The 25821-nt window shown below is 61.7% G+C and carries 24 protein-coding genes; 8 read left to right on the top strand and 16 right to left on the bottom strand.

What is annotated here, in order from left to right; genetic code table 11:
* Window positions 1-312 precede the first annotated feature (312 nt).
* Entirely contained in the window at window positions 313-681 is a 369-nt protein-coding gene (locus IPF85_RS01515) for a hypothetical protein (protein WP_343406291.1), read from the top strand.
* Window positions 682-741: 60 nt separating this feature from the next.
* Here IPF85_RS01515 and IPF85_RS01510 read toward each other — a convergent pair whose 3' ends face one another.
* The 4 genes from IPF85_RS01510 to IPF85_RS01495 form a co-directional block, all read right to left on the bottom strand.
* A complete protein-coding gene (locus tag IPF85_RS01510; protein WP_343406290.1) occupies window positions 742-1959 on the bottom strand; it encodes a DEAD/DEAH box helicase in 1218 nt (405 codons plus the stop codon).
* A 293-nt stretch (window positions 1960-2252) separates the two neighbouring features.
* Window positions 2253-2672: a dockerin type I domain-containing protein gene (locus IPF85_RS01505; RefSeq protein WP_343406289.1), complete on the bottom strand. Its 420-nt coding sequence runs from the start codon at window positions 2670-2672 to the stop codon at window positions 2253-2255.
* Window positions 2673-2719: 47 nt separating this feature from the next.
* Entirely contained in the window at window positions 2720-4246 is a 1527-nt protein-coding gene (locus tag IPF85_RS01500; RefSeq protein WP_343406288.1) for a trypsin-like serine protease, read from the bottom strand.
* Window positions 4247-4264: 18 nt separating this feature from the next.
* Entirely contained in the window at window positions 4265-6019 is a 1755-nt protein-coding gene (locus tag IPF85_RS01495) for a hypothetical protein (RefSeq protein ID WP_343406287.1), read from the bottom strand.
* A gap of 350 nt (window positions 6020-6369) precedes the next feature.
* On the opposite strand from IPF85_RS01495, the gene IPF85_RS01490 reads away from it, so the two are divergent.
* Window positions 6370-7938: a M28 family peptidase gene (locus tag IPF85_RS01490; protein WP_343406286.1), complete on the top strand. Its 1569-nt coding sequence runs from the start codon at window positions 6370-6372 to the stop codon at window positions 7936-7938.
* Between the two features lie 28 nt (window positions 7939-7966).
* On the opposite strand, the gene IPF85_RS01485 is transcribed toward IPF85_RS01490, so the two are convergent.
* The 9 genes from IPF85_RS01485 to IPF85_RS01445 form a co-directional block, all read right to left on the bottom strand.
* Entirely contained in the window at window positions 7967-8587 is a 621-nt protein-coding gene (locus IPF85_RS01485; protein WP_343406285.1) for an adenine deaminase C-terminal domain-containing protein, read from the bottom strand.
* A 36-nt stretch (window positions 8588-8623) separates the two neighbouring features.
* On the bottom strand, window positions 8624-8818 hold the full coding sequence (locus tag IPF85_RS01480; protein ID WP_343406284.1) for a hypothetical protein: 195 nt from the start codon (window positions 8816-8818) through the stop codon (window positions 8624-8626).
* Between the two features lie 63 nt (window positions 8819-8881).
* Window positions 8882-9454, bottom strand: coding sequence for a hypothetical protein (locus IPF85_RS01475; protein WP_343406283.1), 573 nt, complete (start codon window positions 9452-9454; stop codon window positions 8882-8884).
* A 2-nt stretch (window positions 9455-9456) separates the two neighbouring features.
* Window positions 9457-12228 (bottom strand): RHS repeat-associated core domain-containing protein, encoded by a 2772-nt coding sequence (locus IPF85_RS01470; protein WP_343406282.1) that lies wholly within the window; start codon window positions 12226-12228, stop codon window positions 9457-9459.
* A gap of 182 nt (window positions 12229-12410) precedes the next feature.
* Window positions 12411-12947 carry a hypothetical protein gene (locus IPF85_RS01465; protein ID WP_343406281.1) on the bottom strand — a complete coding sequence of 179 codons (537 nt, stop codon included), beginning with the start codon at window positions 12945-12947 and terminating at the stop codon, window positions 12411-12413.
* A gap of 24 nt (window positions 12948-12971) precedes the next feature.
* A complete protein-coding gene (locus IPF85_RS01460) occupies window positions 12972-13670 on the bottom strand; it encodes a M23 family metallopeptidase (protein ID WP_343406280.1) in 699 nt (232 codons plus the stop codon).
* Between the two features lie 13 nt (window positions 13671-13683).
* Complete coding sequence (locus IPF85_RS01455; RefSeq protein WP_343406279.1) at window positions 13684-14613, bottom strand: hypothetical protein; 930 nt, start codon at window positions 14611-14613, stop codon at window positions 13684-13686.
* Window positions 14614-15142: 529 nt separating this feature from the next.
* Window positions 15143-15937: an adenine deaminase C-terminal domain-containing protein gene (locus IPF85_RS01450; RefSeq protein ID WP_343406278.1), complete on the bottom strand. Its 795-nt coding sequence runs from the start codon at window positions 15935-15937 to the stop codon at window positions 15143-15145.
* Window positions 15891-16859, bottom strand: coding sequence for an amidohydrolase family protein (locus IPF85_RS01445; RefSeq protein ID WP_343406277.1), 969 nt, complete (start codon window positions 16857-16859; stop codon window positions 15891-15893). Before IPF85_RS01445 ends, IPF85_RS01450 begins: the two co-directional genes overlap by 47 nt.
* 203 nt (window positions 16860-17062) lie before the next feature.
* On the opposite strand from IPF85_RS01445, the gene IPF85_RS01440 reads away from it, so the two are divergent.
* From IPF85_RS01440 to IPF85_RS01415, 6 genes are all read left to right on the top strand, one after another.
* A complete protein-coding gene (locus IPF85_RS01440) occupies window positions 17063-17569 on the top strand; it encodes a hypothetical protein (protein WP_343406276.1) in 507 nt (168 codons plus the stop codon).
* Between the two features lie 163 nt (window positions 17570-17732).
* Entirely contained in the window at window positions 17733-18302 is a 570-nt protein-coding gene (locus IPF85_RS01435; RefSeq protein ID WP_343406275.1) for a hypothetical protein, read from the top strand.
* A gap of 66 nt (window positions 18303-18368) precedes the next feature.
* On the top strand, window positions 18369-19631 hold the full coding sequence (locus tag IPF85_RS01430) for an ATP-binding cassette domain-containing protein (protein ID WP_343406311.1): 1263 nt from the start codon (window positions 18369-18371) through the stop codon (window positions 19629-19631).
* Between the two features lie 196 nt (window positions 19632-19827).
* A complete protein-coding gene (locus tag IPF85_RS01425; protein WP_343406274.1) occupies window positions 19828-20460 on the top strand; it encodes a hypothetical protein in 633 nt (210 codons plus the stop codon).
* A gap of 100 nt (window positions 20461-20560) precedes the next feature.
* The gene (locus tag IPF85_RS01420) at window positions 20561-20731 is read left to right on the top strand and encodes a hypothetical protein (RefSeq protein ID WP_343406273.1); all 171 of its coding nucleotides are present in this window, start codon (window positions 20561-20563) and stop codon (window positions 20729-20731) included.
* Window positions 20732-20758: 27 nt separating this feature from the next.
* Window positions 20759-21787 carry an ABC transporter permease gene (locus IPF85_RS01415; RefSeq protein WP_343406272.1) on the top strand — a complete coding sequence of 343 codons (1029 nt, stop codon included), beginning with the start codon at window positions 20759-20761 and terminating at the stop codon, window positions 21785-21787.
* Here IPF85_RS01415 and IPF85_RS01410 read toward each other — a convergent pair.
* From IPF85_RS01410 to IPF85_RS01400, 3 genes are read right to left on the bottom strand one after another with little or no spacing between them, the layout of a single operon-like run.
* Window positions 21775-22767, bottom strand: coding sequence for a hypothetical protein (locus IPF85_RS01410; protein WP_343406271.1), 993 nt, complete (start codon window positions 22765-22767; stop codon window positions 21775-21777). The two genes, IPF85_RS01415 and IPF85_RS01410, sit on opposite strands and share 13 nt — an antisense overlap.
* Before the next feature lie 37 nt (window positions 22768-22804).
* Entirely contained in the window at window positions 22805-24562 is a 1758-nt protein-coding gene (locus IPF85_RS01405; RefSeq protein WP_343406270.1) for a tetratricopeptide repeat protein, read from the bottom strand.
* Window positions 24528-25808 (bottom strand): hypothetical protein, encoded by a 1281-nt coding sequence (locus IPF85_RS01400; protein WP_343406269.1) that lies wholly within the window; start codon window positions 25806-25808, stop codon window positions 24528-24530. Before IPF85_RS01400 ends, IPF85_RS01405 begins: the two co-directional genes overlap by 35 nt.
* Between the last annotated feature and the right edge of the window lie 13 nt (window positions 25809-25821).

Genomic DNA, 25821 nt, shown 5'->3' with positions numbered 1-25821 from the left:
TGTACCCGGAATCGAGGCTTCAGCCGGTCTGCCACAGGGTTCTCAGGTGCCCAATAACCGGCTAAAGCCTCCATTCCAGTCCAGATGTCTTCAGCGACCACATTTGGAATTCCTGCAGCCGGACACAGCATGATTCGACTCGTGAAAATTCGTGGCAGGCCGGAACCCCCGCCAGGGATGACACGAATTGACACGAAAGGGAACAAGGGAATTTGTGCGAATCTGTGCCATTTGTGGCAAAATAGCCATCGGTCAGGCGGTTCGGGCCATGCTCGGGACCGCAACGAATCTGCACCCTGGAGGTGATGTGCGATGACCACGCTGAGCTTGGCGCCGCCACAGACTGGTTGGATTAGCGAGTATTGGGAGCAGGGCATGGAGGAGATGCCGTGGCATATCTTTCAGGATGAGCGCTTCTGCGGCAGCCGCACAGAAGGTTGGCTGCACGCAGGGATTGTACAACTGGGCGACGGCCAACATCTGACCATCCTGAACGACGAAAGCCAAGTCATGTGGGCGGGCGTGCTGCACTCCCGGCGCCTGCACTGGCTCGGCCGGCGCCCCACCCAACCGTGGAACTATCAGTGGCATCCGCTGACTGTGCCGGCCGAGACCTGGACGGCCTGGTTCGAAGCCAAGCCGTCCTATCGCGCCATCCTACGCACGAATGAATCGTTGTGACAACAGCTCACTGCGCGGGCACGGATACACCCGATCCTCAATCACGGGGACACCCTTGCTTCAATGAGCCGTGGCGTACCGGCTCGCTCCACCGTGACGATTTGCCTCGACGTAGCGACGAATTGCTTCGGCATCAGGCATCCTCAGCGCCGGCGTGTCATAGTCAATGCCTTCCAGCCGGCGCCGCTGAATCTTCTGCTTCAATACGGCCTCGATCTTGTGGACCATGCCCTCATCTGCGGCAGTCACGAAGGTGTAGGCCGTTCCGCTGGCATGGGCGCGACCTGTGCGGCCAATGCGGTGGACGTAATCGCCAGCCTGCATCGGCATATCGTAGTTCACGACATGCGAAATGCCCTCGACGTCAATGCCACGCGCAGCAATGTCGGTTGCGACCAACACACGCGTCCGCTGCTCACGGAAGGCTTCCAGGGCAGCAATGCGCTGGCTTTGCGAGCGGTTACTGTGGATGACCGCCGCTGAGATTCCGGCGCGTCCCAGGTCACTGACCAGGCGATCAGCCCGGTGTTTGGTGCGAGCAAAAATCAGCACGCTTTGCATGTCGTCCTGACGCAGCAGTTGCTGCACAGCCCGCGACTTGAGATGCTCGGGCATCGTCAGCAAGGTCTGCTGGATCGCTGCGGGCGTGACCACCTTTTCTACTTCGATGCGGACCGGCTGCTGCGTCATCTCCGCCGCGAGTCGTAAAATCGGTTGTAACGTGGCCGAAAACAGCATAGTTTGCCGCGTGCGCGGCAGCAGGCGCACGATGCGTCGCAGGTCGGGTAGGAATCCCACGTCCAACATGCGGTCGGCTTCGTCCAGGACGAGCACTTCCAGGGCGCTAAAGACGATGTTGCGTCGCCCGACATGATCGAGCAAACGCCCAGGCGTCGCGATGATGACGTCGGCGCCATACAGCAGGGTTTTTTCCTGGCTTATGAGCGAAACGCCTCCGTAAATGGTTGCCATGCGCAGGTTGGTGCGGGTGCTCAATTGCGTTGCCTGCTCGGCAACCTGCAGGGCCAGCTCGCGCGTCGGCACCAGGATCAGGCCACGTGGGTGTCGGCTGTGGGTAGCCGTGGTCAGCAGCCTTTGCAGCAGCGGCAACAAATAGGCGGCCGTCTTACCGGTGCCGGTTTCGGCCGAGCCTAAAATATCTTGTCCGGTCAAGGCCACGGGGATGGCGGCGACCTGAATCGGGGTTGGTTGATGGAACTCCAACAAAGCCACGCCTTGTTGCAGACGTGAGTCGAGTCCAAACTGTGAGAAACTCATAATACTCCTAAAGTAGCGGTCAATATCGTACCGATGTGAGCGACCGCAGGGACACGTCGGGTCAGTGTAGCCCAACAAAAAAACGCTGTTCGGAACACGAGTCCGGACAGCGTTTAACAAACCGGGTCTACTTTTTCAAGAACAAGGCACAGTATACCTGAGACACAGCGAACCGTCAAATCACAACATGGTGCGTTTATCCATGTCCTTGCACGGCCCCCCGACATTCTGACATGATTGCCTCCTCGTATGCGTTGGCCCAGCTCATCCAGGGCGATGCAGACGGTGCGCCGCTAACAGCTTTCACCCAGGTGTGCTGCGACCAGCATGACATCCTGGATGTCCACGTCGCCGTCGTTGTCTTGATCGTAGGGAAAAGCAGGGGTCGGCGTGCCCCATTCCACGGCCACGGCCTGAATGTCGAGCACGGTTACGCTGCCATCCTGGTTGATGTCTCCTGGCAGCGAGCAGGCCGCGGCCGGCGGCCAAAATCCACCCATCAGCGTGTACGCACCGCCGCTGGCCGCGCCGGTGTCCGGCTGACCGGCCGATGCCTCCATCGTGTAATCTCCGCCGCTGCTGGCGCCGCCGGGTCCGATATTGCCCCAGGTCAGGTCATACGTCCCGCCTGTTTGCGCCAGGACTGGCCCCGCGCTCAGCAGCATCACCATCAACGCCAGGACCATGACGCGTTGCCCGCGCTTGCTCATCATGATGCCTCCTTTTTCGATTCGCATCGCTGCTTGATCTCCGCGCCAGGTCATGGCGCCCCGATGATGACTGTGCCAACCGGGGCCACCACGCTCATCGGGCGGTTGAGGGTGAGCGTTTCGTTGTAGGAGCCGGCGACGATGCTCAGAATGCCGTTGTCAGCCGTTTGCGCATAGCCTGTTGCTGCCGACTTGTAGGGTCGGAACGGCGTGCCCGCCTGCAGGAGGATATTGACGGGATGATTTTGATCCACGTAGATCGCGTTGGGGCCGGGGAAGGTGGTGATGGCCGCGGCCAATCCTGCATTGTTGAAAGCGGTGCCGCCGTTGTAGGCCGAGGGGCACATGGCCCCAGAACCATGAGTATGAATACCGACGGTCCAGTTCGTGCCATCCTGAATGATCGGGCTGCCGGAGTTGCCGCCCTGCGTGTCTACCTCGTATTCCCAGTGCGTTCCCGTCAATCCCTGGCTGGGGCCGGCATTCGTTTGTTGAGTCTGATTATTGGAGTTGAGCGGCACGGGCGTCGGTGTTGGAATCGTGCAGCCAGGCTGCCGCCGATCGCCGAAGCAAGGGGCAGGGCCATCCACGCCATAACCGGTGATCCGAATCGTAGCCGGCGTCAGGTCCGTTGACAGGCGATAGAAGGCGTTCTGGGCCTGCACCGGCAGGAGATTGGTGTTGGCGTTGCGGCCGACATTGAACACGGCCCAATCGTTATCTCCCGTGCCTTCCATTGACACGATCGAACCGGCCACGACGGGATATTGATCCTGCGGCGCCGCCTGCACGGTCGTGCCATTCGCCAGGGACTGCGGCACGTTGAACTCCAGAATCGTCATGGTGGGACGATTGCAGTGTCCTGCCGTCAGAAAGGAACCGTTCGACGCGATCCAACCGGTGCAGCCTATCGGCGCGAGGCGACCCACAGCCGGATCGGTAGACGATACGCGATCATCGGCTCCGCAGACCGATTCGGGCGTAGGGCCGCCCGGCGCGGCGCTGTTGGCGGCAGCGGACGTTGGCTCGCCCACCACAGCTTCGGTCAGCTCGAAGAAAACGCCTTCATCGCCCGGCGCCACGTACAGAGCCACGGTGACGCTTTCGCCGTTGAACAAGGCCGATTGATTCTGCCATTCGGCCAGGCTGGACGCAGCGAGCGGCTGCTGGCCTCCGTCCGCCTGCGCGGTCAAGAGGATGTAGCTGTGGCGGCCGAGCGCTGACCGGCCAAAACGGAGCTGCAGCCAGATGGCGTCCGCGATCTTCACCTCAGTCTGAAAGGCAGGCTGCTGCCCGGGGGCGCTGCGCCAGGGCGCTCCTGGGATCTTGTGTGTCGGGGCCGCCGCACCGACCGCCGCGCCGCGATGGTAGCCAGAGGCGATGGAGAGGGGTTGCACATGAAACGGCAGCGGGTTGGGCGCCTGTTTGCTGCACGCGTCATCCAGTACGGGCGGCGCGGCGTCTTGCGCGTGCGCGGGGTGCAGCGCCGCGATCCCAATCAAGCCCACGCTGACCAAAACGATCAGCGCGCAGCCGGCCAGTTTCTGCAAGGCCAGCAATCGGAATTTGATGTCCATGGTGTTTGCGTCCTCCCGTTACTGTAAGCTCACCAGGACCAGCACAAGGCCCTGGCCGGACTTCAGACCGGTCATGGCCTTGCCAATGATCGCGCCCGCCGCCAGCGTGCGCTCGGTCGCCTTCATGCAGTGACCCGCCACCGAGGAGGTGGTCAGGAGGTCTCCGGGCTGGATCGAGCCGGAATGGGCCTCGCACTGTGCGTAGACGCGGCCCGCAATTGCCACCGTCAGGTCGCCTTCCAGGACGCCTTCCTGCTCCAGGGTCAACCCGGCCTGCACATCACCCGCGCCGCTGACGATGCCGGCCACCTTTGTGTCGTACGCGGCATCGCTGACCTTGAGATGGCCCGCGTTCCCTTCGTCAATGACCATCACCGTGCCCGGTGCAGCCGCAGCCGTGCCGCTCTGCTGAAAACGTTCGGCCAGGTCGCTGCCGCCGGCAATCTCCAGCACGTTGACGCGCACGCGGCCGTCGAAACGGCCGGCATAGCCGCCGCCGGTGCTGATGCCGTAGACGCCCACGCCCGTGGCGGAAAGACCAAAGACGCCTGCGCCGCTGTCGCCTTGCCCAAAAACGCCGTAGCCATCGCCGGACAGGGTGCGCCCAAACAGGCCGGCGCGCGGCGCCGCGCCGCTGATCAAGCCATAAACGCCGTAGCCCGCGCTGCTGGCGCCGTACACGCCCGCGTAACCGGTCTGCGTGCTGCCGGTCACCCCGTAACTGCTGTTACTCGTGCCAGCCATGCCGACCCCGCTGCTGCTTGTGCCCGCGACGCCCGTGCCGCTGCTGCTCAGGCCAAACGCGCCCGAACCGGCGCCGCTGTTCTGGCCGAACACACCGTAGCCGCCGCCGTCATTGCGCCCAAAAACGCCCGCGCCAGGATCGGCGTTGTTCACCAGGCCGTACACGCCGTAGCTGTTACTGGCGCCGTACACGCCGGCGTAACCGGTCTGCGTGCTGCCCGTCACCCCGTAACTGCTGTTACTCGTGCCAGCCATGCCGACCCCGCTGCTGCTTGTGCCCGCGACGCCCGTGCCGCTGCTGCTCAGGCCAAACGCGCCCGAACCGGCGCCGCTGTTCTGCCCGAACACACCGTAGCCGCCGCCGTCATTGCGCCCAAAAACGCCCGCGCCAGGATCGGCGTTGTTCACCAGGCCGTACACGCCGTAGCTGTTACTGGCGCCGTACACGCCGGCGTAACCGGTCTGCGTGCTGCCCGTCACCCCGTAACCGGTCTGGCTGACCCCGTTGAGGACATTGCCATCGCCCTGCACGATTGCGCCGGGACGCAGGCTGAGCGCATAGGGGAAGCCAGTCAACGAGGTGCGGGGCGCCAGTACGGTGTAACCGGCATCACCAGGGCAGAAGACGGCTGTTTCCAGCCAGCGCTTCTCGCCGCTGAACTGATCGCCAAAATCAAGCTCGACCGTAAAAAGTCCGCCGGTGACCTGTACGGCCAGCAGGGTGAGCGTGGAGCCAACTTGCGTGCCGCCTGCCAGGGTGTCCCACAGACCGAACTGAAAGTCGCAGGCCGCGGTGACAGGCGTTCCCAAGCTGCGGAGCTGACCCTGATAGCTAAAGGCGGTGTCTACGGCCACCGAGGGTTGGTTTGGCTGACTGGCTGGCGGCGCTTCCGTTTGCGGGTCAACTGCCGCCCGCGCGGGCGCGTCGAAACGGATGCTCAGCACGCTGGTGAGCAGCGCCGCGATCAACAGGGGCATGGCAAGGAAACGAAGGAAACGACGGAAACGACGGTTCGGAATATGGTTCATGGAATTCTCCTCTGGTGTAATGCCGTGTGGCAAATCGGGTATGGATTCCTGGACAGGGGCGCACAATCCAGGTTCGTTTAGAATTCGCCTATGATTCCATTCCACGGCGCGTCAGGATGTAGCGTGTCTTCCGTTTGACTCACACACTCGCAGGGTGCGCGTCTGCAAGGCGCGCACCCTGCTGGGTGTCGTTGCCGCCGCCAAGCGTTGGCCTGTCAACGCGGAGGGTCTTTGGATTGGGCTTGGGGCAAGATGACAAGCGGCCGAGAATCGGGTATACTGACTGTGGGCATGGTCCCCATGCGAGGATTCTACTCTTGTGCTGACTAAGAAATTTGCGAGGTCATTTCATGTCTTCGAAGCTATCCATCGTTCGCTGGTTGGTTGTTGTTCTACTGTTGACCGTTGGCGCACGCGCGGGACTGGCAGCTTCTGCTTCCCCCCCGCAGGTGCTGGTACGCATCTGGCTGCTGGCGCCGGACACTGACGCGGTGCAGTTGGCGCACGCGCCCTTGACGGCGCTGGCGCGTGAATCCCTGCCGCAGCCGTACATCCTGGCCCGCGCCGCTGAATCTGGCCTGGCCTGGCTATCCGCTCACGGTTTTGCCACCGAAATCCTGGACGCCGACGCCGACACGGCGCGCTACATGATGGTGGACATGGCGGGGCCAGCCGCGCATGACGACCTGTCTGCTGGCGGCCGTTTGCTCTACGCGGATGAAAGTCGCGCTCTGTGGCGACTGCCGACCGGCGCGGAGGTCCACGCCAGCCACCACGCCTGGCTGCTGGACTCACCGATCCGCCTGTTGCCGCGTGCTACTGTACCGGCGCCGATCACCGTCACGCCGCTGCCCCTGGTGCAGGAGATCATGGACCAGGTCAATCTAGCGCGCCTGCTGACCTACGCCAACGAGTTGAGCGGGCAGACGCCGGCCCTGATCAACGGCCAACCGTATGTCATTACCACGCGCTACACGACCAGCGGCACGCCGGTCACGCAGGCGGTCAACTACATGATCGAACGCCTGCAGCGGTTGGGCCTGACCGTCAGCACTCACACCTGGAACGCGTCGCGCCCACCCAATGTGATTGCGGAAAAGCCAGGCCTGAGTCCGGGCGCAGGCATTTACATCATCTGCGCCCACCTGGATGACATGCCGTCCAGCGGTTTGGCGCCCGGCGCGGACGATAACGGCAGCGGCTCCATTGCGGTGCTGCAAGCCGCGGAGATTCTCACGCCCTATCACTTCGACGCCACCCTGCGCTTCATCCTGTTCACCGGCGAGGAGCAAGGATTGTACGGCAGCGCGGCCTATGCCCAGATGGTGCAGAACGAGGATGTGCGCGGCGTGCTGAACATGGACATGATCGCGTGGGATAATACGGGCGGGCCGAACATGGACCTACATGCCAATAGCGGTGTGGCGGGCAGCATGGCGTTGGCGCAGGTCTACGCGGATGTCGTCAGCGCGTACGGCATCAACCTGACGCCGGCGATCTACAGCAACGGCACAGGCGCCAGCGATCACGCGTCATTTTGGAACGTGGGCATTCCTGCATTTTTAGTGATCGAGAACTATTGGTCAGACGGGATCATCGCGGCCGACTTCAATGCCTACTACCACACGGCGAACGATCGCACCTTGTACTACGACCAGACCTTCTTGACCAACATGACCAAGGCCTCCCTGGGGTCATTCGCCCACATGGCCGCGGTGCGCACCGATTGCTACTGGGCCGATCTGAACTGCGATTCGATGGTGACAACCCTGGACATTACCATGATCGCGGATCACTGGCTGGCTGGCCAGGGCCAGTGGAACTACAGTCGGGTGTTTGACGGAGATCACGACGGTGAGATCACTATCGTGGACATCCAACGCGTGTCCGCGGCATGGGGCTGGTCAGGGCCAGGCTGAACCAGCAGTTCCAAATGTAGCCTGGTTTTTAACCACAGAGATCACAAAGAACGCAGAGAGGTTGCCGATTTGCGTCTGATCTGCCGTTTCTTTGTGTTCTCTGTGCTCTTTGTGGTTGAATGTGTGCTACATTTGGAACTGCTGAGGCTGAACGGGCATCCCCTGAAACGCGGCCTGAGCTTGTCGAAGCGACGCGGCCAGCGCCCTTCGACAGGCTCAGGCCGCGTCTGGCCGCAAGCAAATCATCATAGCTCCCGCGCACCGCTTCGATCGGCTGGTCCGACATCAGGCCGGCCACCGACAGTGGTAGTTGCGCCAGGACTTTGTCGCCTTCCGCCACCACCAGGCCGCCGCGCATCGAACCCACCGCGCGCGCCGCGGTCATCATGCTGTGGTCGTCTGCGCCGATCACCACCAGGTTATGATGATCGTGCGCGACGGCGCCGGCCAGCGCGCCGCGAGTCAAGCCAAAGCGTTTGATGAAGCCTTTGCCCACATGCCCGCTGTGCTGATGCCGCTCGTCATCTTCTCGTAGATCGCCCCCCACGTACACCGTCGTGTTGCTGCCAATCACCGCCTCTCCCCTTCTCACCTTCTCCGCATCATAGACCAGGGTGTAGGTCACGCCGCCCACCGTGCGCCCGGTCATGTTGCCGTTGCAGAGCAGAAGCAGCCACGAATTTCACTAATTTGCACGAATTTCAGGATCCTTTCGTTTCGATTCGTGCAATTCGTGGCCGAAAGTCGGGCCGATGGTCTCCTTGACCCGGTTGCCGTCCCCGTCGTAGACGTAACTCGCCGTGACACCGCCGCTCAGGTCGGTCAGGCGATTCTCCGCGTCGTAGGTCAGCAGATGCAGCTTGTTGCCTATCCGGCGCACCGTCTGGTTGCCGTTGGTGTCATAGCAATAGCGGTTGCTCCGGTACGCGCTGGCTGCGAGGGATCAGTATCTAATGGTATCGGTTTCTAGTGCTGCGGTCAGTCCTCTGACCGCAGCCTGCTCGCCGTCTGCTTCACGACCAGCCCACTCATACAACTGCCCCAAGCGAAGCCACCCCGAGCGAGTCGGACTAATCCGGATCGCTTGCTCGCGGCAGAGAATCCCTTCTTCCAACGATACGACATCCTCTGGAACGCCACAGAGCGCTGCGAGTCTATCTAGTGCTGGTACAAAGAGGGGCTCTGACCGCAGAGCGTGCCGATAAGCATCGGCAGCTGCTTGATAATCCAGGAGTGCATGCTCTAACAGTACCCCATACAAAAAAAGATACTCCGGCTCGTTGGGCCTTAAGGTGATCGCTTGGCTGATCCATTCAATAGCCTTTCTTCCGTGAGTGTTCTCGGCATCAGGCGACACGATGCTCATTGAGAACTCGACTTGTGCCAGTGCTTCTAAGATATCGGAGGCGAGGCCGTGAATCTCAAGATGCTGCAAATACAGACGATTTGCTTCAGTATAACGTCGTTCATCACGACACTTGCCCGCTTCTCTAAGTAGTTCAATGCTTACATTCATGTTCACCTCGTCACTGTCTTGACAAACGCGTCCGCGATTTGGAAAGCCCCATTTGCGAGTTCAATTCCCCTTACGATTACCTCTTGGCCGTTGATAAACGCGCGATACTGCACGCTACCCCCTTCCATGATCGTACGTTCCCCAGTTTGAACAACCTGACTCAGATACGGTTGCACAGCCTGATAATCTTGCTGCAGATTGCCACCGAGGTTCACGAGCTTGTCCCAGGCGTGCTTCTGCGCCATGATGTGCTGCACTCGGGGCAGTTGATTCTCCAGCCAGAGAATCGTGCGCTGTCCTGTTGGTGAGCTTGCAGCTACGCCTGCTGTGGTGGCTGCGGTTCCCGTCGCCGCCGCAGCTTCCGCCGTCAACGCACCGGCCACCCACTGCGCACCCGCGCCGAACGTCGCGCCAACCACCGCGCCGCCGCCCGTCCACAACGCAGCCTGCCCCCAGTCGAAGTTATCCTGATGCGTCAGGGCATAGGCGCCGAAGCCACCAACAGCCCCACCGATGCCGCCGACCACCCACCAGATCACGTGACCCGTATCATCTCGATAGGACAGAGGGTTGTTGCGGGCGTAAGTGTAACGGTTAAGCAACTGCGAATCATGTGTCGTGATGGCTTGACGACCGCTTCGCTGGAATTCGTTCCAATTCGCCACCAGACCCTGCTCGGCATAGGACACTAGCAATGGGAGAATGGGCTTGGCATCCCGGGCGTTGCTTTGGATGATGGTATCCGCCTGCAGAAACCGCCCGACCGTCGGATCATACCACCGTGCGTTGTAGAACAGCAAACCGCTGCTGCTATCCTTGCGCTGACCCGTGAAGTTGTAGCTGGTCGGCGTTGTGCCAGCGGTATAGCGTGCAGCGCCGTAAGGCATGTAGCGCAGCTCGGTATTGGTGTTCAGCCGGGCGCCGGTGCTGGTCAGCGTCAACGCCTGCGAGCCGAGGTGGTCGCTCAGCAGGTAGTTGAGCGTGCTGGTCCCCGTGCGCATGGCGACCCGCACTGCGCCGGCGTAGTAATACTTCTTCATCGTGGCCGTGCTGCCCGTCCACTCGAAGGTGTTCCCGATGTAGACCGTCGTTGCGCCGCCGGCCGTCTCCTTGACCCGCGCCCCGTCCCCGTCGTAGACGTAACTCGCCGTGACACCGCCGGACATGCCCGTCAGCCGGTTCTCAGCATCGTAACTCAGCGTGATGTCCTGGCTGCCGCTGATGCGCCGCGTGGCGTTGCCGTTGGCGTCGTACCAGTACTTCTGGTTGCCGGGCGCCGTGCCGCCGATGTGCGTCACCGCATGCTTGTGCGCCGCGTCTTGATAGTACTGATTCTGCGTCGTGCTCTCGAAGTGGGTCAGGTTGCCGATGGCGTTGTAGCCGTAGTTCTTCTGGCTGTAACCGCCGTACCCCGTGGCGCCACTGGCCTGCGCGGTGCTCAGACGGTGCAGCGCATCGTAGCTGAAGCTCTGCGTCTGGGTGGCCGGCGGCGTTGGCGGAGGGCCGTTGTAGGCTGCGATGTCAATGATGCTCAACACGTTGCCGGCGTCATCGTAGGTGTAGCTGATGTTCTGCAGGTTGGTGTAGGGGGACGCGTTGCCGGTCTTCAGCGTCACCAGCCGGAAGTTCTCGGCCGCGGTGTAGGTGTAGAGCTGCTGCACCACTCCCGTCGTGCTGCCCAGCCAGCGTTCCGTCACCTGGCCCAACGCGTTGTAGAGCGTCTCGCCCACATAGTAAGTGCTGCCGTTGCTCCGCACCTGGCGCAGCAACCCCTGGGTGGTGTAGGTGAAATTCACCTGCTCGCCCACCTGGCCCGCGTTGCCGCCAGGATACTTTTGCCACAGCGGCCGGTCGGCTGAGTCATACCACCAGGCCGTCACGAAGGCGCCGCCCCCTGTACCGCTGATCACCTGGGTCTCGGTGATCACCCGGCCGCGCAGATCATAGGCCCAGGCGCTGCTGCCCGATGGATCGTTCATGCCCGTGCGTCGGCCCTTGCCCAGGTTGCCGTTCGCCGTGCTGTCGTAGCTGAAGCTGACGGCATAAGCCCCGCTGCACGTCAGGGTGTCCAGGTTGCTGATGCCCGCATGATAGGTCTTGCCCACCAGCCGATTGTGGCCGTCGTAGTAGAAGCAGATCGCCTGGTAGCGCGCATCGCGCTGTTTCACCAGGTTGCCCGCCGCATCGTAGCGATACTGCCACGCGCCCATGTCCGGATCGTTCATGCTCGTCTTGCGGCCCAACAGATCGTAAGTCATCGCGGTCAATGCCTCATCCGGCCCTTTCATCTGCTCGAGCTGGTCGCTCACCGTGTAGGTGTAGACGGAGCGCGCATACACCGTCGCGCCCCAGTCGGGCTGCCCATTGACCGTGGCCAAGTACTGCTGCACCCGGTACAGCCGCCCCACCGCATCGGTCTCCGAGATCGTCTGCCGATTCAGCGCATCCAGCATCGCCGTCTGCCGGTTCTGGTAGAAGCTCTTGACCATCGTCCCGTCCGGCTGCGTCACCTGCGTCACGCGGCCCAGCGCATCGTAGGTCGTTTGCGTCTTGGTCTGATTCCAGTCCGGCGTCCGATACCCACCCAGACTGCCCGTGACGGTGTAGTGTACGCTCGCTCGCAACACTCCCAACGGCTGGTACTGCGTGTTGACGAGGATGCTCTGGCTGCTGTCCGCCGCCTCGGCCTGTGTCTGCACCACGCGGCCCATCCCATCGTAGAAGGTGCGACTCTCCAGGTAGTTCGATCCGCTCTCCTTCTGCTCCTGTTTCACCCAGTACGGCGATGACGTTCCCGCGTAGTGGGTGTAGCTGAACCGCAGCGTCGGGTTGGTCGCATCGTACCCACTCTCTCATCCCCGCTTCCCGTCTAAATGCCTGACAGAAAGGTGGGACATTGTGTCGAGCGATTCCTGGCCCGCGTCCGATGTCCCATATGCCCATGCCAACTACTCAATCAGTAATTGTTCATAATCGTTGACACGAACGTATTGCTGAATGCAGGTTGATGGGCCACAGTGATCTGAAACGCTTGGTTGGAATACACTTCAGCGGCGCCTGCAAAGCTACTGGTCACATCTTGAAGTGCATGTTGTGCGCTCAGTATCCAGGTGGAGCTGCTGGGCAAGGCTAAATACGTGTGCGAGTCAATCACACGGCCATTTTCCACAAAGATAACGCTGACCTGAGCCGAAACGCCGCTGATATTCTGGATGGAGAGAGTTGTATTCCAGTTACTCGTCTGAAAATAGAACACTTGACTGACCACGGTTGAGGCGTAGTCGTAATAGAGGGTCACATTGTTGATGTAATCCCAGCGGAGATACCCTCTCTCGAAAAACTGGCAGTCGCCGTAGCTGCCAGGACAATTGTTGCTACCTCGATTACCAATGGGCGAACCCGGCAAGCCGTTCAGATCGTACCATTTGCTCTCCATCACGCCGGTGAGTTGATAAGGGCCTTGAGTGTTGTGGTTTTGATCACGGTAGCCCATTGGAATGGGGTCGCCGCTGCGCCATCAAGATTCGGTATGCCCAGGTGGTTGGTTCCAGGGGTCAGTGAACCAAGTCCCCCGCCAGCCGTAAGGATCGAATACGGTGCTATTTTCGCCGCTGTATCGGGCTTCGAAGTGCAGATGGGCGGCCCCTGTACCCGTGTTGCTACTGAGCGCAATCTGTTGCCCACGTATGACCTGAGTACCGTCAGCAATCCGAGAATTGGGATCGACGTGACCGTACTTGGTCCAATAATCACTCCCATGGTCAATCACAACAGCGGAGCCGAGGATTGTGCGCCGATAAGCTGTACCGGGCGCAGTGGCGGCGATTGCGGTGTTCAAGGGAAAGCCGTAATCAATGGCCGGGTGCATATCGTAGTAGATACGTCGTCCGCCAGCCGCGCCACAGTTGGCTGCGTCTTGAAGAACCGTGTAATATCCGCAAACCTGTACGGTCCCTGACCAGAAACAATCAAAGCAGTTATTGGAACGCAACCCTCGTTCAGTGGTATAAGTCGCTATCTCGTCGTCGATGGTGTTATAGAGTACATCAGGATGAGTATGGTCAAAGTAAGACGTGATAGCAAAACGTCGCGCGCTCGGAAAGGAGAAGCGAGGTTCACCTCCTTGAGACTGAGCCACCTGCGGCGATTGCACAGAGATAACGATCACAGCAACGACCAACAAACAGAAAACTGCGAGGCGAGACGTGTGTTTCATTTTCGGAGACCCCCTACGGTATCACGCTCAGGGTGCGAGGCATTATTGGACTGTCGAAGGTCAATTGCTGTAAGCTACGGTCGTCGACGTTGATTAGCCAGCTGTTAAGTTGGTTACCCATATTCGACATGAACACCACCGCTGAGCCATCCGGCGTCCAAATCGGCGACCAAGCCCCTTGACCATTGAGGTCAGTCAACTGACGCCATTCTTGCGTGTCCGCGTCTACAATCCACAGGTTGCTGATTAATTTGCTCAGATCGAAGTCCGCTGACCGGTCTTCCATATTCTCCCGTCGGACAACAAGGACCTGATGACTCTGTGCATCCCAAATGGGGAAACCGTCAAACATTTTATCAGGGCTGAGTTGCCGCTGCTCACCTGTTTGAGTTTCTGCCACCCAGAGGGGGCCAAAGCTGTTAAACTGAATGACAGTTTGATCCCAGACATAAGCGATGAGCAGTCCGTCAGAGGACCAAGTGATACCTTCTGGTCTATCACCAGGTTTGGATGAAGGGGCGAGTATCTCGCGAAGTAGGTTGCCAGCTGTGTCGATAATCTTCAGCCTGTCACCCTGAATGATCGTGTAGGCAACGGCTTTCCCGTCTGGCGACACGGCAGCGTCGGTCACGGTTTCACCTTCGGGCGTGATCCTGCGGGCCTCGCCTGTGTCACTGTTCAGTACCTCCAAATGGTCGCCCATCAATAGCCATTGATTGGAATCTGGAAACCAGCCGCGGAACCAACCACCTCTCGCCTCTCCCACGGCTCTGCCCCCATTCACAGGAGCGATGATTACCAGTGACATGCCTTCAGTGTTGCACAGATGCAAAGCAACCTTCTGTCCATCAGGAGACGGGCGCATATCGCACAACTCGCCTGACCCTGTGTAGTCTTTGGAAATGAATACCGGCCTGAAGGTATTACCTCTAGCCGTGCTCATCTGTGGTCCAACGATGACGATAGGCACGATAGGGGTTGGGCGCGGTGCAGGGGTGAAAATTTCGATAGGCTCGGCTGGCGGCGTCAAGTATTCAGGACAAGGCGTCAGACTGATTGGATAGGGTGGCGTGGGATACCTGGCGCAGATCGCGGCGTCGGTTGGGTCAGGTGTCGGTGCAACTGCGGAAGGCAGCGACGACTGGGGTTGCATCGGTAGTAGAGGAGGGCGTCTCGACGAGTCACCGGCAGGTCCGCAGGCGACTGCGAGCACGCCCAATACTATAACGCTGAATATCACCAGCAGATGAACCAACGACGACAGGCGCGGCGCGAGCCGGCCGCGAGCAGAATGTCGGGAGGAGAGGGGAGAGAAAGTAGTAGATAGAAAAGAGAAAGTAGAAGATAGAAAAGAGAAAGTAGAAGATAGAAAAGAGAAAGTAGAACACCGGCGTAACATGACCACGGACTCCTTTCGTGCAGCAATCGAAACGGATGGGGTCAGGGACATTTTCCTGACTGCCGGCGACTCTTCACTCCACCCACAGCGGCACCAGTTTGAACTCGTCCACATCCACAAGGCCGAGGTCGGTCAGCTTGAGGTGCGGGATCACCTCCAGGGCGGAGAAGCTCATTGCCATGAACGGATCGTGCATGGACGCGCCCAGCGTGTGCGCGGCCTGCAGTAAATCATCATAGCCACCGCGCACCGCCTCGATCGGCTGATCCGACATCAGGCCGGCCACCGACAGCGGTAGTTGCGCCAGGACTTTGTCGCCTTCGGCCACCACCAGGCCGCCGCGCATCGAACCCACCGCGCGCGCCGCGGTCATCATGCTGCGGTCGTCTGCGCCGATCACCACCAGGTTGTGATGATCATGCGCGACGGTGCCGGCCAGCGCGCCGCGGGTCAAGCCAAAGCGTTTGATGAAACCCTTGCCCACATGCCCGCTGTGCTGATGCCGCTCGATTACCGCCATCTTGAGCAGATCACGCGCCGGATCCGCCACGGCCAGCCCGTCGCGCAGCGTGGGCGGCTCGATCAGGTGCTCGGTGATCAGTTGATCTTCGATGGCGCCAATGACGCGCACGGCGCGGCCGGCGGCCGGAATGGCAAAGTCGAGGGTGTCCCAATCCACATTCATGGAGCTGCGCACGCGAGGCTGGCGCTGCATGGCGCTGCCGGACCAGGGCAGCATACGCCCATCTTCGGCCACCACCTGCCCGGCGCGGTAGACGCGCTTGACCCTGAAATCGGCCAGTGACTCGAAGACGATCAGGTCAGCCACGCCGGCCGGGCGCCACCGCGCCGCGGTCGTGCAGGCCAAACCACTCGCAAGGGTTGAGGGTTGCCATCTGGAAGGCGGTGACCGGCGGGATGCCGGCTTGCAGCGCGCGGCGTATCATGTAGTCAATGCCGCCCAGGTCGAGCAGATCGGCCGGCTGGCGGTCATCGGTACACAGGCAGATGCGCCGGCTGGTGGCAGGGGTAATCAGCGGCAGCAGCGTCTGCAGGTTGTGCGCGTTGGTGGCCTCACGAATCAGGATGAACAGGCCGCGGCGCAGTTTCTCCAGCGCCTCCGCCACCGTGGTACACTCATGATCGGAGCCGATGCCGGCGCTGGCATAGGCGTTGAGCGCACGGCCGCTGACTCCCGGCGCGTGTCCATCCACCGGCCGGCCATGAAACGCGGCCAGCTTGGCCAGCACGCCTTCATCGCCGCTGATGACACCGGGATAGTTCATCACCTCGGCCAGGCCAAGCACCCAGGGGTTGTGACGCAGGTCGGCAATGTCTTCCGCCTCCAGGCGGGCGCCGGTGGTTTCCATGGCCGTGGCCGGCACGCACGATGGCACATTGACGTAAACCGTCAAGGGGCCGTATTTGGCCGTTTCCAGCATGTAGCGGATACCGTCCAGGCCCAGGACGTTGGCAATCTCATGCGGGTCGGTGATCACGGTGGTGGTGCCATGTGGCACGACCGCGCGGGCGAACTGAGGCACGGTACACAGCGAGCTTTCGATGTGGACGTGCGCATCAATCAGGCCGGGCGCCACGAACGCGCCATCCAGGTCATGCACCTCGCGCGCCGGGTAGCCACTGCCAAAGCCCACTATATTCTCGCCGGCGATCACAATATCGGTCTCCTCGATGGCGCCGGAGAACACATTGATCAGGCGTCCGCCGCGCAACACCAGGTCAGCCTCTACATCCCCGCGCGCCGCCGCCAATCGTTCTTGCATGTTCATGATTCAATCCTCCTATCTTGATTATATCAATTGACGCTCTCCAAATCGAAATTTGAGAATCATCTGCCCTATGTTATAATCTCTCTGCATCTGGAGTCTACTCCCCTGCATTTCTTGTGCCCTCCGCGATCTTTGTCCAGGCGCTTGCCTGCACGCAACGCCATTTGCCCGAACATTTTACAGCAACTTGAGGAGGAGAGTGTATGATTTCCAAACGTCTTGTGAATCTGATGGCCCTGTTCCTGATCTCCGCGCTTCTGCTGACCGCCTGCACGCCGGCTGCCACACCGGCCGCACCCACGGCTGCAGTCGAGCCAACGAAGGCGCCGGCCGCCACCGAGTTCAAATTTGGCCTGATTCTGGTTGGCCCGTATAACGATCATGGTTGGAGCGAGGCCCACTACCAGGCCGGTAAGTACATCGAATCGAAAATCCCCGGCGCCAAGATGGTTTACGTAGACAACGTCAATCCCGGCGCCAAGCCCGGCGTCACCGTGCCGCAGTTGGTGGATGACCTGGTGGGACAGGGCGTCAAGATCGTCTTCACCACCTCAGACGATTTCAAGGACGGCACCCTCGAAGCCGCCATCAAGCATCCGGACCTGCCGATTGTCAACGTCTCCGGTGACCATGCCTGGAAAGATGGCGAGGACTTCAAGGCGCCCAAGAACCTGAGCAATTTCATGGGTCGCATGGGTACGGCAAGATGATCGCAGGCTGTGCGGCCGCGCTGACTTCGCAGACCGGCAAGATCGGCTATCTTGGCCCCTGATCAACGACGAGACGCGGCGCCTGACCGCTTCGGCGTACCTGGGCGCCCGCTACTGTTGGACCGAATTCGCCAAGAAGGACGCCGCGGCGCTCAGCTTCAAGGTGACCTGGATCGGCTTCTGGTTCAACATCCCTGGCCAGACGCTCGACCCCACCAAGGTGGCAGACGACTTCTACAACAACGGCTACGATGTGGTCCTCTCCGGCATTGACACCACGGAGGCGCTGGTCGAGGGCGGCAAGATGGCGCAGGCCGGCAAGAAGGTCTGGACCATACCCTACGACTACGAGGACGCCTGCAAAGAAGCTGAAGCGATCTGCCTGGGCGTGCCGTACTTCAACTGGGGGCCGTCCTACCTCAAGGCCGTACAGATGGCCGCAGATGGCAAATGGGCGCAGTATTGGGACTGGAACGCGCCGGACTGGGCCAACATCAACAACGCAGACACCAGCGCGGTTGGCTTCATCAAGGGCCAGGCGCTGAGCGCGGACGCGGCAGCCAACGTGGACAAGTTCATCAAGGGCCTGGCCGATGGCTCCATCGCCCTGTTCAAGGGGCCGCTCAACTTCCAGGACGGCTCGGCCTTCCTGAAGGATGGCGAGGCAGCCACCGACCTCCAGGTGTGGTACCTGTCGCAGCTGCTCCAGGGCATGGAAGGCCCCAGCAAGTAAGTGCTTTTTTCCAACCTTGCCTGGCCTTCGCCCAGGCAAGGTTGAACTCTCACTCCAACCCCCTTCATCTTTGCAGACAGCGGTGAGATCGTGCTCGACGGCCGGCCGGTGGCTCTGACTTCCCCCGCCGAGGCGGTGCGCCTGGGTGTGGGCATGCTGCACCAGGACCCGCTCGATTTCCCGGCCCTGCGCGTGCTCGACAACCTGCTCGTTGGCAGCCCCGGCGGCATCTTGCCCGACCGGGCCAGCGCGCGCCAGGCTCTGCAAGACCTCTGCATCCAGTTCGATTTCAAGATTGATCCCGACGCCCAGGTCGCCAGCCTGAGCATCGGTGAACGCCAGCAGCTCGAGATTGCACGCCTGCTCTGGCTGGGCGTGCGGCAGTCATCCTGGACGAGCCGACCACCGCCATCTCCGCGCAGCAGAGGGGCCAAGCTCTTCGCCGCGCTGCGCAAGCTGGCGGCGCAGGGCAAGACGGTGATCTTCGTCTCGCATAAGCTGGAAGAAGTGGAAGACCTGTGTACACAGGTGTCGGTGATGGCGCGGGGCAAGCTGACAGGCGAGGCGACCATGCCCTGCCCCACGGAGCGGCTGGTGCAGATGATGTTTGGTCAGGTCATCACCTTCAAGAAGCGCGAGGCTCTGCCGCTGGGCGAACCGATCGTGACGCTGGATCGCGTGACGGTCAGCGACTGGCGCCTGGAGGTCAACGACCTGTCGCTCGAACTGCTGGCCGGGCAGGTGATCGGCCTGGCCGGGCTGGAGGGCAGCGGCCAGCGGCTGCTCCTGCAAGCCCTGGGCGGCCTGCTGCGCCCCACCGCCGGGCATATCCGCATCGGCAGCCAGGACATGACCAACCGTGCGTATCGGGTCTATTTGCAAGCGGGGGTCGCCTACGTGCCGGCCAATCGCCTGGCCGAGGGACTGGTGGCCGGCTTGACCGTGACCGAGCATGTGGCCCTGGCCGAACGAAAGCAGCCATTCCTGGTCAACTGGGTGCAGGCCGGCCAGACCGCGGTGGCACGCATCAAGCAGTTCAACATCAAGGGGACGCCGACCAGCCCGGTGGAGGCGCTGTCCGGCGGCAATCAGCAGCGCACCCTGCTTGGCCTGCTGCCGCTCAACCTGCGCCTGCTGCTGATGGAGCAGCCCACGCGCGGCCTGGACATGGAATCCATCGAATACATTTGGGGGCTGCTGCAGGAACGTACGCGCGCGGGCATGGCGATCGTCTTCGCCTCGGCCGACCTGGATGAACTGCTGGACCGCAGCGATCATCTCCTGGTGTTTTTTGGGGCGGCGTGGTGGGACCGCTCGATTCCCGCCTGACCACGGTGGAGCAGTTGGGGGAACTGATAGGAGGGAAGGGCTTTGCGTGACACACTTTCGCGGCCGGGCACCAGCCTGGCAGAATGGGCTTTGCGCGTCGGTGGCATGCTGGCGGCCCTGGCGCTCTCTGCCCTGATCCTGCTCGCCATCGGCGCGTCGCCGCTCGATGCCTTTGGCTTGATCATCAACGGGGCGTTTGGCTCCTCCGCGCCTGGCCTATGTCCTGACTGCGTGGGCGCCGGTGCTCTTGTGCGCGGCCGGCCTCTTAGTCACCTTCGCCGCGGGCCTGTGGAACATCGGCATCGAAGGCCAGGTGGTGCTGGGAGCGATCTTCGCCACTGGCGTCCTGCGTTGGTTGCAGCCCAGCCTGCCGCCTGCCCTGACGCTGATCGCGGCCGCGCTGGGCGCGGCGCTGGGCGGCGCGCTGTGGGGGGTGTTGACGGGCCTGCTCAAGCGCTACGGCAATGTCAACGAGATCTTTGGCGGCCTGGGGTTGAACTTCATCGCCGGCAGCCTCACCGTCTACCTCGTGCTCGGTCCTGGAAGCGCCCTGGCATCGGCTCCACGAGCGGCACCGAGCCATTCCCGCCATCGTTGTGGTTGCCGGCCTTTCCCGGTTTCCAGGTCAGCCCGGTGGAAATTCTCCTGGCCCTGGCGGCAATTGCGGTGGTCGGCGTTGCGCTGCGCGGCACCTACTTCGGCCTGCGGCTCAAGGCCATCGGCAAGAACGTGCGCGCCGCCTACACCCTGGGCGTCTCCACCGATCGCCACATGCTGTTGGCCTTTGCCATCTGCGGCGCGCTCGCTGGCCTGGCCGGCTGGGTGTTGATCGTCGGTACCAGCGCCCGGCACAACCTCTTCCCGCTGATTTCCGGCGGCTATGGCTTTCTGGCGATCCTGGTCGTACTGCTGGCCAACCTCAGCGCGGCGTGGAGCGTGCCCATCTCGGTCTTTTTGCCGCCATCGCCATGGGCAGCCTGCAGCTCGCCTTGCAGCGCCAGCTCGACTCCTCCCTCGGCGGGGTCATCCAGGGCCTGCTTGTGCTCTCAGTGCTCATCACGCAGGGCCTGCAAGCGCGGCTCTTCAAGCGTAAATCGTAGAACGCAGCCTTGACGGGGACAACGACCATGGACATCGTCATTCTTTTGGCCTCGGTGTTAGCCGCGGCGCCGCCGATCATCTTCGCTGTGTTGGGCGAGACCATCACCGAAAAGGCGGGCGTCATCAACCTGTCGCTCGATGGCTCGATCCTGCTGTCGGCCATGACCGCGTTCATTGTTGCGACGGTCAGCGGCAGCCTGCTGCTCGGCATGGCCGCGGCCATGCTCGTCGGCGCGCTGGTGGCCGGGGTGATTGCCGTCATCAGCCTGACCCTGCATCAGCCCCAGGTTGCCACCGGCTTCATCCTGACCCTGCTCACGCGCGACCTGGCCTATGTGCTGGGCAACGCGTACACGCGCGTGCCCGGCCCACAGGTGCAGCACCTGCCCATCCCCGGCCTGGTCAGCCTGCCGGTCGTCGGCCGCATCTTCTTCGATCAGGACCCGATGGTCTATCTGAGTCTGCTGGCGATCTTCCTGGTTTGGTTCTACATGAACAAGACGCAGCCCGGCCTGAAGCTGCAAGGGCTGGGTGAACGGCCCGCGGCCGCGTTTGCGCGTGGCGTCAATGTGACCCGCATGCGCTACGTCTACACCCCTGGCGGGCGGCGCGTTGGTGGGGTTGGGTGGCGCCGCGTTCTCCCTGCTGGTCAAGCCAGGCTGGGCGCGGCCCTACGGCATCGAAGGCACGGGCTGGATTGCGCTGGCGATTGTCATCTTTGGCGGCTGGCGGCCCCTGCGCGCGGCGTGGGTGCGTACGCCTTCGTCACCCTGCAGACCCTGGCCAACACCCTGCAGAGCGCCATGCCCAACGTGCCCACGCAGCTCTTCCCCACACTGCCCTTCCCGCTGATGATCCTGACCCTGGTGCTGGTCACACTGGGCAACGCCGAGTGGCTGCAGCGCAGCCTCGGTCGCCTGCCGGACGGCCTGCGCCGCATCCTCGTGCGCAGCCTGCGCGCCCTGCAGACGTCACCGCCGGCCGCTGGGGACGGTGTTCGAGCAGGAGTAGGGGCAAGCCATCCCGCCTGCGTCGCGCGCGCCTATGACCATTGATGCAAGAGTTGCTGGACCTGGGGATTGGACGCGCCATAGCTGACGATGGCCACATCGAGATCGGCGTATCTGTTAAGGTTCAAGGCGCGTTGGATCGCGCTCATGATCCATTCCGTTGTATTGCCAAATGCTCCACCGCCAAGCAAGGTGAGAAATACGCTTTTGTTGCCACTGCTGAGCGCATTCAAGATGCCTGCGCAGATCGTGGCCTCATAGGCTGCCTCAAGAATGAGCCGGGCAAACGCCGCCCACAGAGGCGCGGGATGCGTGGAATAGGTCACTGGTAGGGCCGAGCAGTAGGCTTGAGAGACGGTGTGTTTGGCCTTATCGAGGGTCACTTGCGTATTCCACTGGAGGCCGATGCGCAACAGTTGTCGCAATTCATCAAGCTCACGCTCGCTTGAGGCTTGCAGGCGATGGGTAATTTCAGCCAGACCCCGCTGCGATGCCAACGCATAACCGTTGCGCATTTCCCACAGCCGGCCCGCAGTATTGCCCAACGCAGCACCAACATCGGCCAGGCAATCAATTTGGTTGCTTGCTGATTGGCCGATTTGTCCATTGACCATGGCAAAGTAGTTGCGATAGATCGTTCCCGCGCCAGCCGCAATCGCGCACGCTGGCCCCTGGGTATGGTCATGGTCATAGATGCCCACACCTCGCTCTGGCGTGACGTCTGGAGAGACCATTTCCAGCAGATTGAACTGGGAGGCGACCTGAAACAGCGCGCCGGCATTCGCGACCTCTGTGTGCAACTGCTGCACGTTAGCCACGATTTCACGGACTGACATTTTCCCGCTCTGATACCCACTCGCATGGACACGTTCTCGCAGCTCGCCCAGGGTCGGGGTCTCCAGTTGGCCGTGGACCATGGCCCTCCCGTTGACATGCGAAATCAACATCTTCCCGTCCACCGCGATCTTCTCGCGAACCTGATGAGGTGACACTTCAGGAAAACCGGTTAATCTTTCAAACCACATGGCTTGCCCCCGCTCTCTGCTCGCATTAGTTGCGACGCTACATGGCGACGTCCGGCGCCGACTCCACCGTGGCCGCCGAGACCGCCAACGCCTCCTCAAGACGATCTTGCTCTGCGAGCAGATCGGCTAATGCGCTGCCCACGGACGCGGCTTTCCCGGTCAACCCAATCTCGGTGTACAACGCGGCCGCCTGCTGCATGGCATCCATGGCGGCCGCGGGTTCATTGGCGGCCCGGCACGCAGCCGCCAGCGTCTCGTGGTCCAGCGCCGCGCCGTAGCGATCTCCGTTAGCCGTATGGCGTTCGATGGCTTGCTGCGCGTACTGCTGCGCTGGCCTGGCGTTTCCTTGCACCAGAGCAAGGCGCGCCAACTCCAGATAGCTGTTGGCCTCGCCTTGCCGCTCGCCGATGGCTTGATAGAGCGTAAGAGAATTATCGTATAACGATTTAGCTTCTTCGTACTGCTGCGCTGTGCGGGATAGATTCCCGATGACCTGCAGCGTGTTGGCCTCGCCCAACCGGGCGCCCACCTGGCGATACAGGTCGAGCGCCTGGCGGTACGACGCCAACGCCCCCTCGATTTCTTTACGAAATTGCTGCGCGTCGCCGATGGCCTTGAGCACGTTCGCCTCGCCCAGCCGGTCGCCCACCTGGCGATACAGCTCCAACGCCTGGCGGTACGACGCCAACGCACCCTCGATTTCTTTACGAAATTGCTGCGCGTCGCCGATGGCCCTCAGCACGTTGGCCTCGCCCAGCCGGTCGCCCACCTGCCGGAACAGGTCCAGCGCCTGCCCGTACGACGCCAACGCTCCCTCCCGGTCGGCACGAAATTGCTGCACGTCGCCGATGGCCTTCAGCACGTTGGCCTCGCCCAGTAGAATCGTCTGCGGTGTGCTGCTGCCGTCGCTCAGGAGGCGGTACAGCGCCAGGCTATTTTGCGCATAGTCAAGACTGGCCTCAGTCGCGTAGACGCGTCGGGCGGCATCTGCGGCCTGGAAAAGCGCCTCGGCCTGCCAGGCCGTTTGCCCGGCGTTGGTATACGCACGCGCGGCTTCGGCATAGGAGGCTGCGGCCACATCCCAGCGTCGCGGCATCTCTTCTTCGTGTAGCCCGGCCATGTCATACCAGGCATCGCCAACCGCTTTCCAGTCGGGCCGCGGACGGCCGCGCAGCGCGTCGAGCCGGCTCTTCTGTCGGGCGATGATCTGTTGGCGATCACGTTCATCTACAACCGGCACGCGGGGACGGCGCCGCGCCCCTGCGCCACTGCTCTCCCCCGGCGTGACACGCAGCGGCGGATTCGAAAGGACCATTGCCTGCGGACCCACGCGCCCCGGAAAGCGAAATACGCCGCTCAGGCGTGAATAGAAATTGGGCGCACTGTGGGCCAATTCACGACGCTCGCCTTCGCTGAGCCAAAAGAGCAGGCGATGCGGTGCGCGCGCCAGAGTTTCACGCTGAACGTCAAGATGGCCAAAGAGGGCCGGAAAGGCGTGGCTCACATCGTTAAATGAAACAACGGGTGCAGGCTGTCTCGCGGTCTGCGCCGCTTGCTGCATGTGGTCCAAGACATTTGCGGAGTTGCCTGCCAGGGAGATTTCCACCAACGCCAGCGGCGCCAGCGCCGGCCGCAAATCCGCAATCACCTGCCGGCGCACGGCGCCATCTTCGTAGATCGCCAGCGCCCATGCGCCTTCGGCCAGGTTCAGCAGGATGACCAGGCGATGCAGCTCGGACGCAGTGGCCGTAGCTGAGAAGTCAGTCAAGGCCGTTGTCATCTGGGTTGTCATCATCGGCCTGCTCCAACAAGCTCCACAACGCCGGGTGGGCATCGCACCACTGAACGTCGTTGTCGTATTCGATCAGGCTGCCGTTGTAGATCAGCCGCTGTTCATCGGTATCGTTGGTCAGGCGGCGGTCCCCATGCCGCGCTCGCAGTACGGTCAGGTCGCGGCGGCTGAGGGGGGCCAGGGCTTCACGGCGCAGCTCCTTGATGGCGCTGCGGGCATCCTCGGCCCGGATGATTACGGCCTGTTCGCTGCGGTTTAGCGCGTAGACAGCCGCGCTGCGCACGAGAAAGACAAGCCAAACTGGCACGCCGCCGCACGCCTGCAGGATCAAGTCAAACGCCAACGGCTCGATCAGACGATCCTCGAGGCGCTGAAGAACGATGTCACGCAACGTCGCCATCCCTTCCGGGTTGGGCGAATTGTCACGGTGGCGCGGTGCAATGTTGGGCAGATAGCGAACTTCGCTGAAACTCAGTTTCAGCGTGTTGTAGTGATCGGAAAAGCGCAGCGCCAGCGGGCAGGTGTAGATCATCGCCGTGATGGGCGAGGTAATCGTCGGCGCATGGTCGCGAAAAATCTGCGTCGCCGCTTCCAGATCCACCTTGTCCAGACCTTCGACCACGATGAGCAGGTGCTTTTGGCTGTTCTTTTCGGCTTCGGCAATCACCCAATTAAGATGACGGATTAAATCGGGCATCTGTTGGTTGATTTGGAACTTGAGCTGCTCCCTTGCGGCTGAGGACTGACGCGCGCTCAGCTCGATGTCGCCCAGAAGCGTTTTCACCTGCGCTGAAATCGTGGTTTCGGCAGATGCGGGGCGGATGGGCAAACCGGCGACCACCTGCAGCCACCAGTCGCGCAGGCTTTCCCAGCCCTGCCGCACTGGCTCAACGAGCGGAGTACGTACCAGGTTGTGTTCGATGCAGAAAATAACAATCTGCGTACTCATTGCCAGCATGACATCCTCATATTCTGGCGTGGTGCGACCGGTGATGGCGCGGATGTCAATATGAATGGTGTAGAACTTGTCGCTCAATTCTTCGGCCAGCTTGTTCAGCTCGGTGGACTTGCCGCTGCCGCGATGGCCCACAAACAGGAGTTTCACCGGTTCATTCACTGTTCGGAGCAGACTGCGCATATAGCCTCGGGGCGACCCTTCTCGGGCCACAAACCAGAAACGCAGGTCTTGGCCGCTGAGCGGGATCTGCCTGAAGTAATTGACTGTCTGTGCGAGATTGATCGCTTTCATGCTCATCAGCTTC

The sequence above is a fragment of the Candidatus Amarolinea dominans genome, from assembly GCF_016704685.1.
Classification (GTDB): Bacteria; Chloroflexota; Anaerolineae; order SSC4; family Amarolineaceae; genus Amarolinea; species Amarolinea dominans.
The sequence above is the reverse complement of the archived record's forward strand: the minus strand, read 5'-3'. Positions and strand labels throughout refer to the sequence as shown.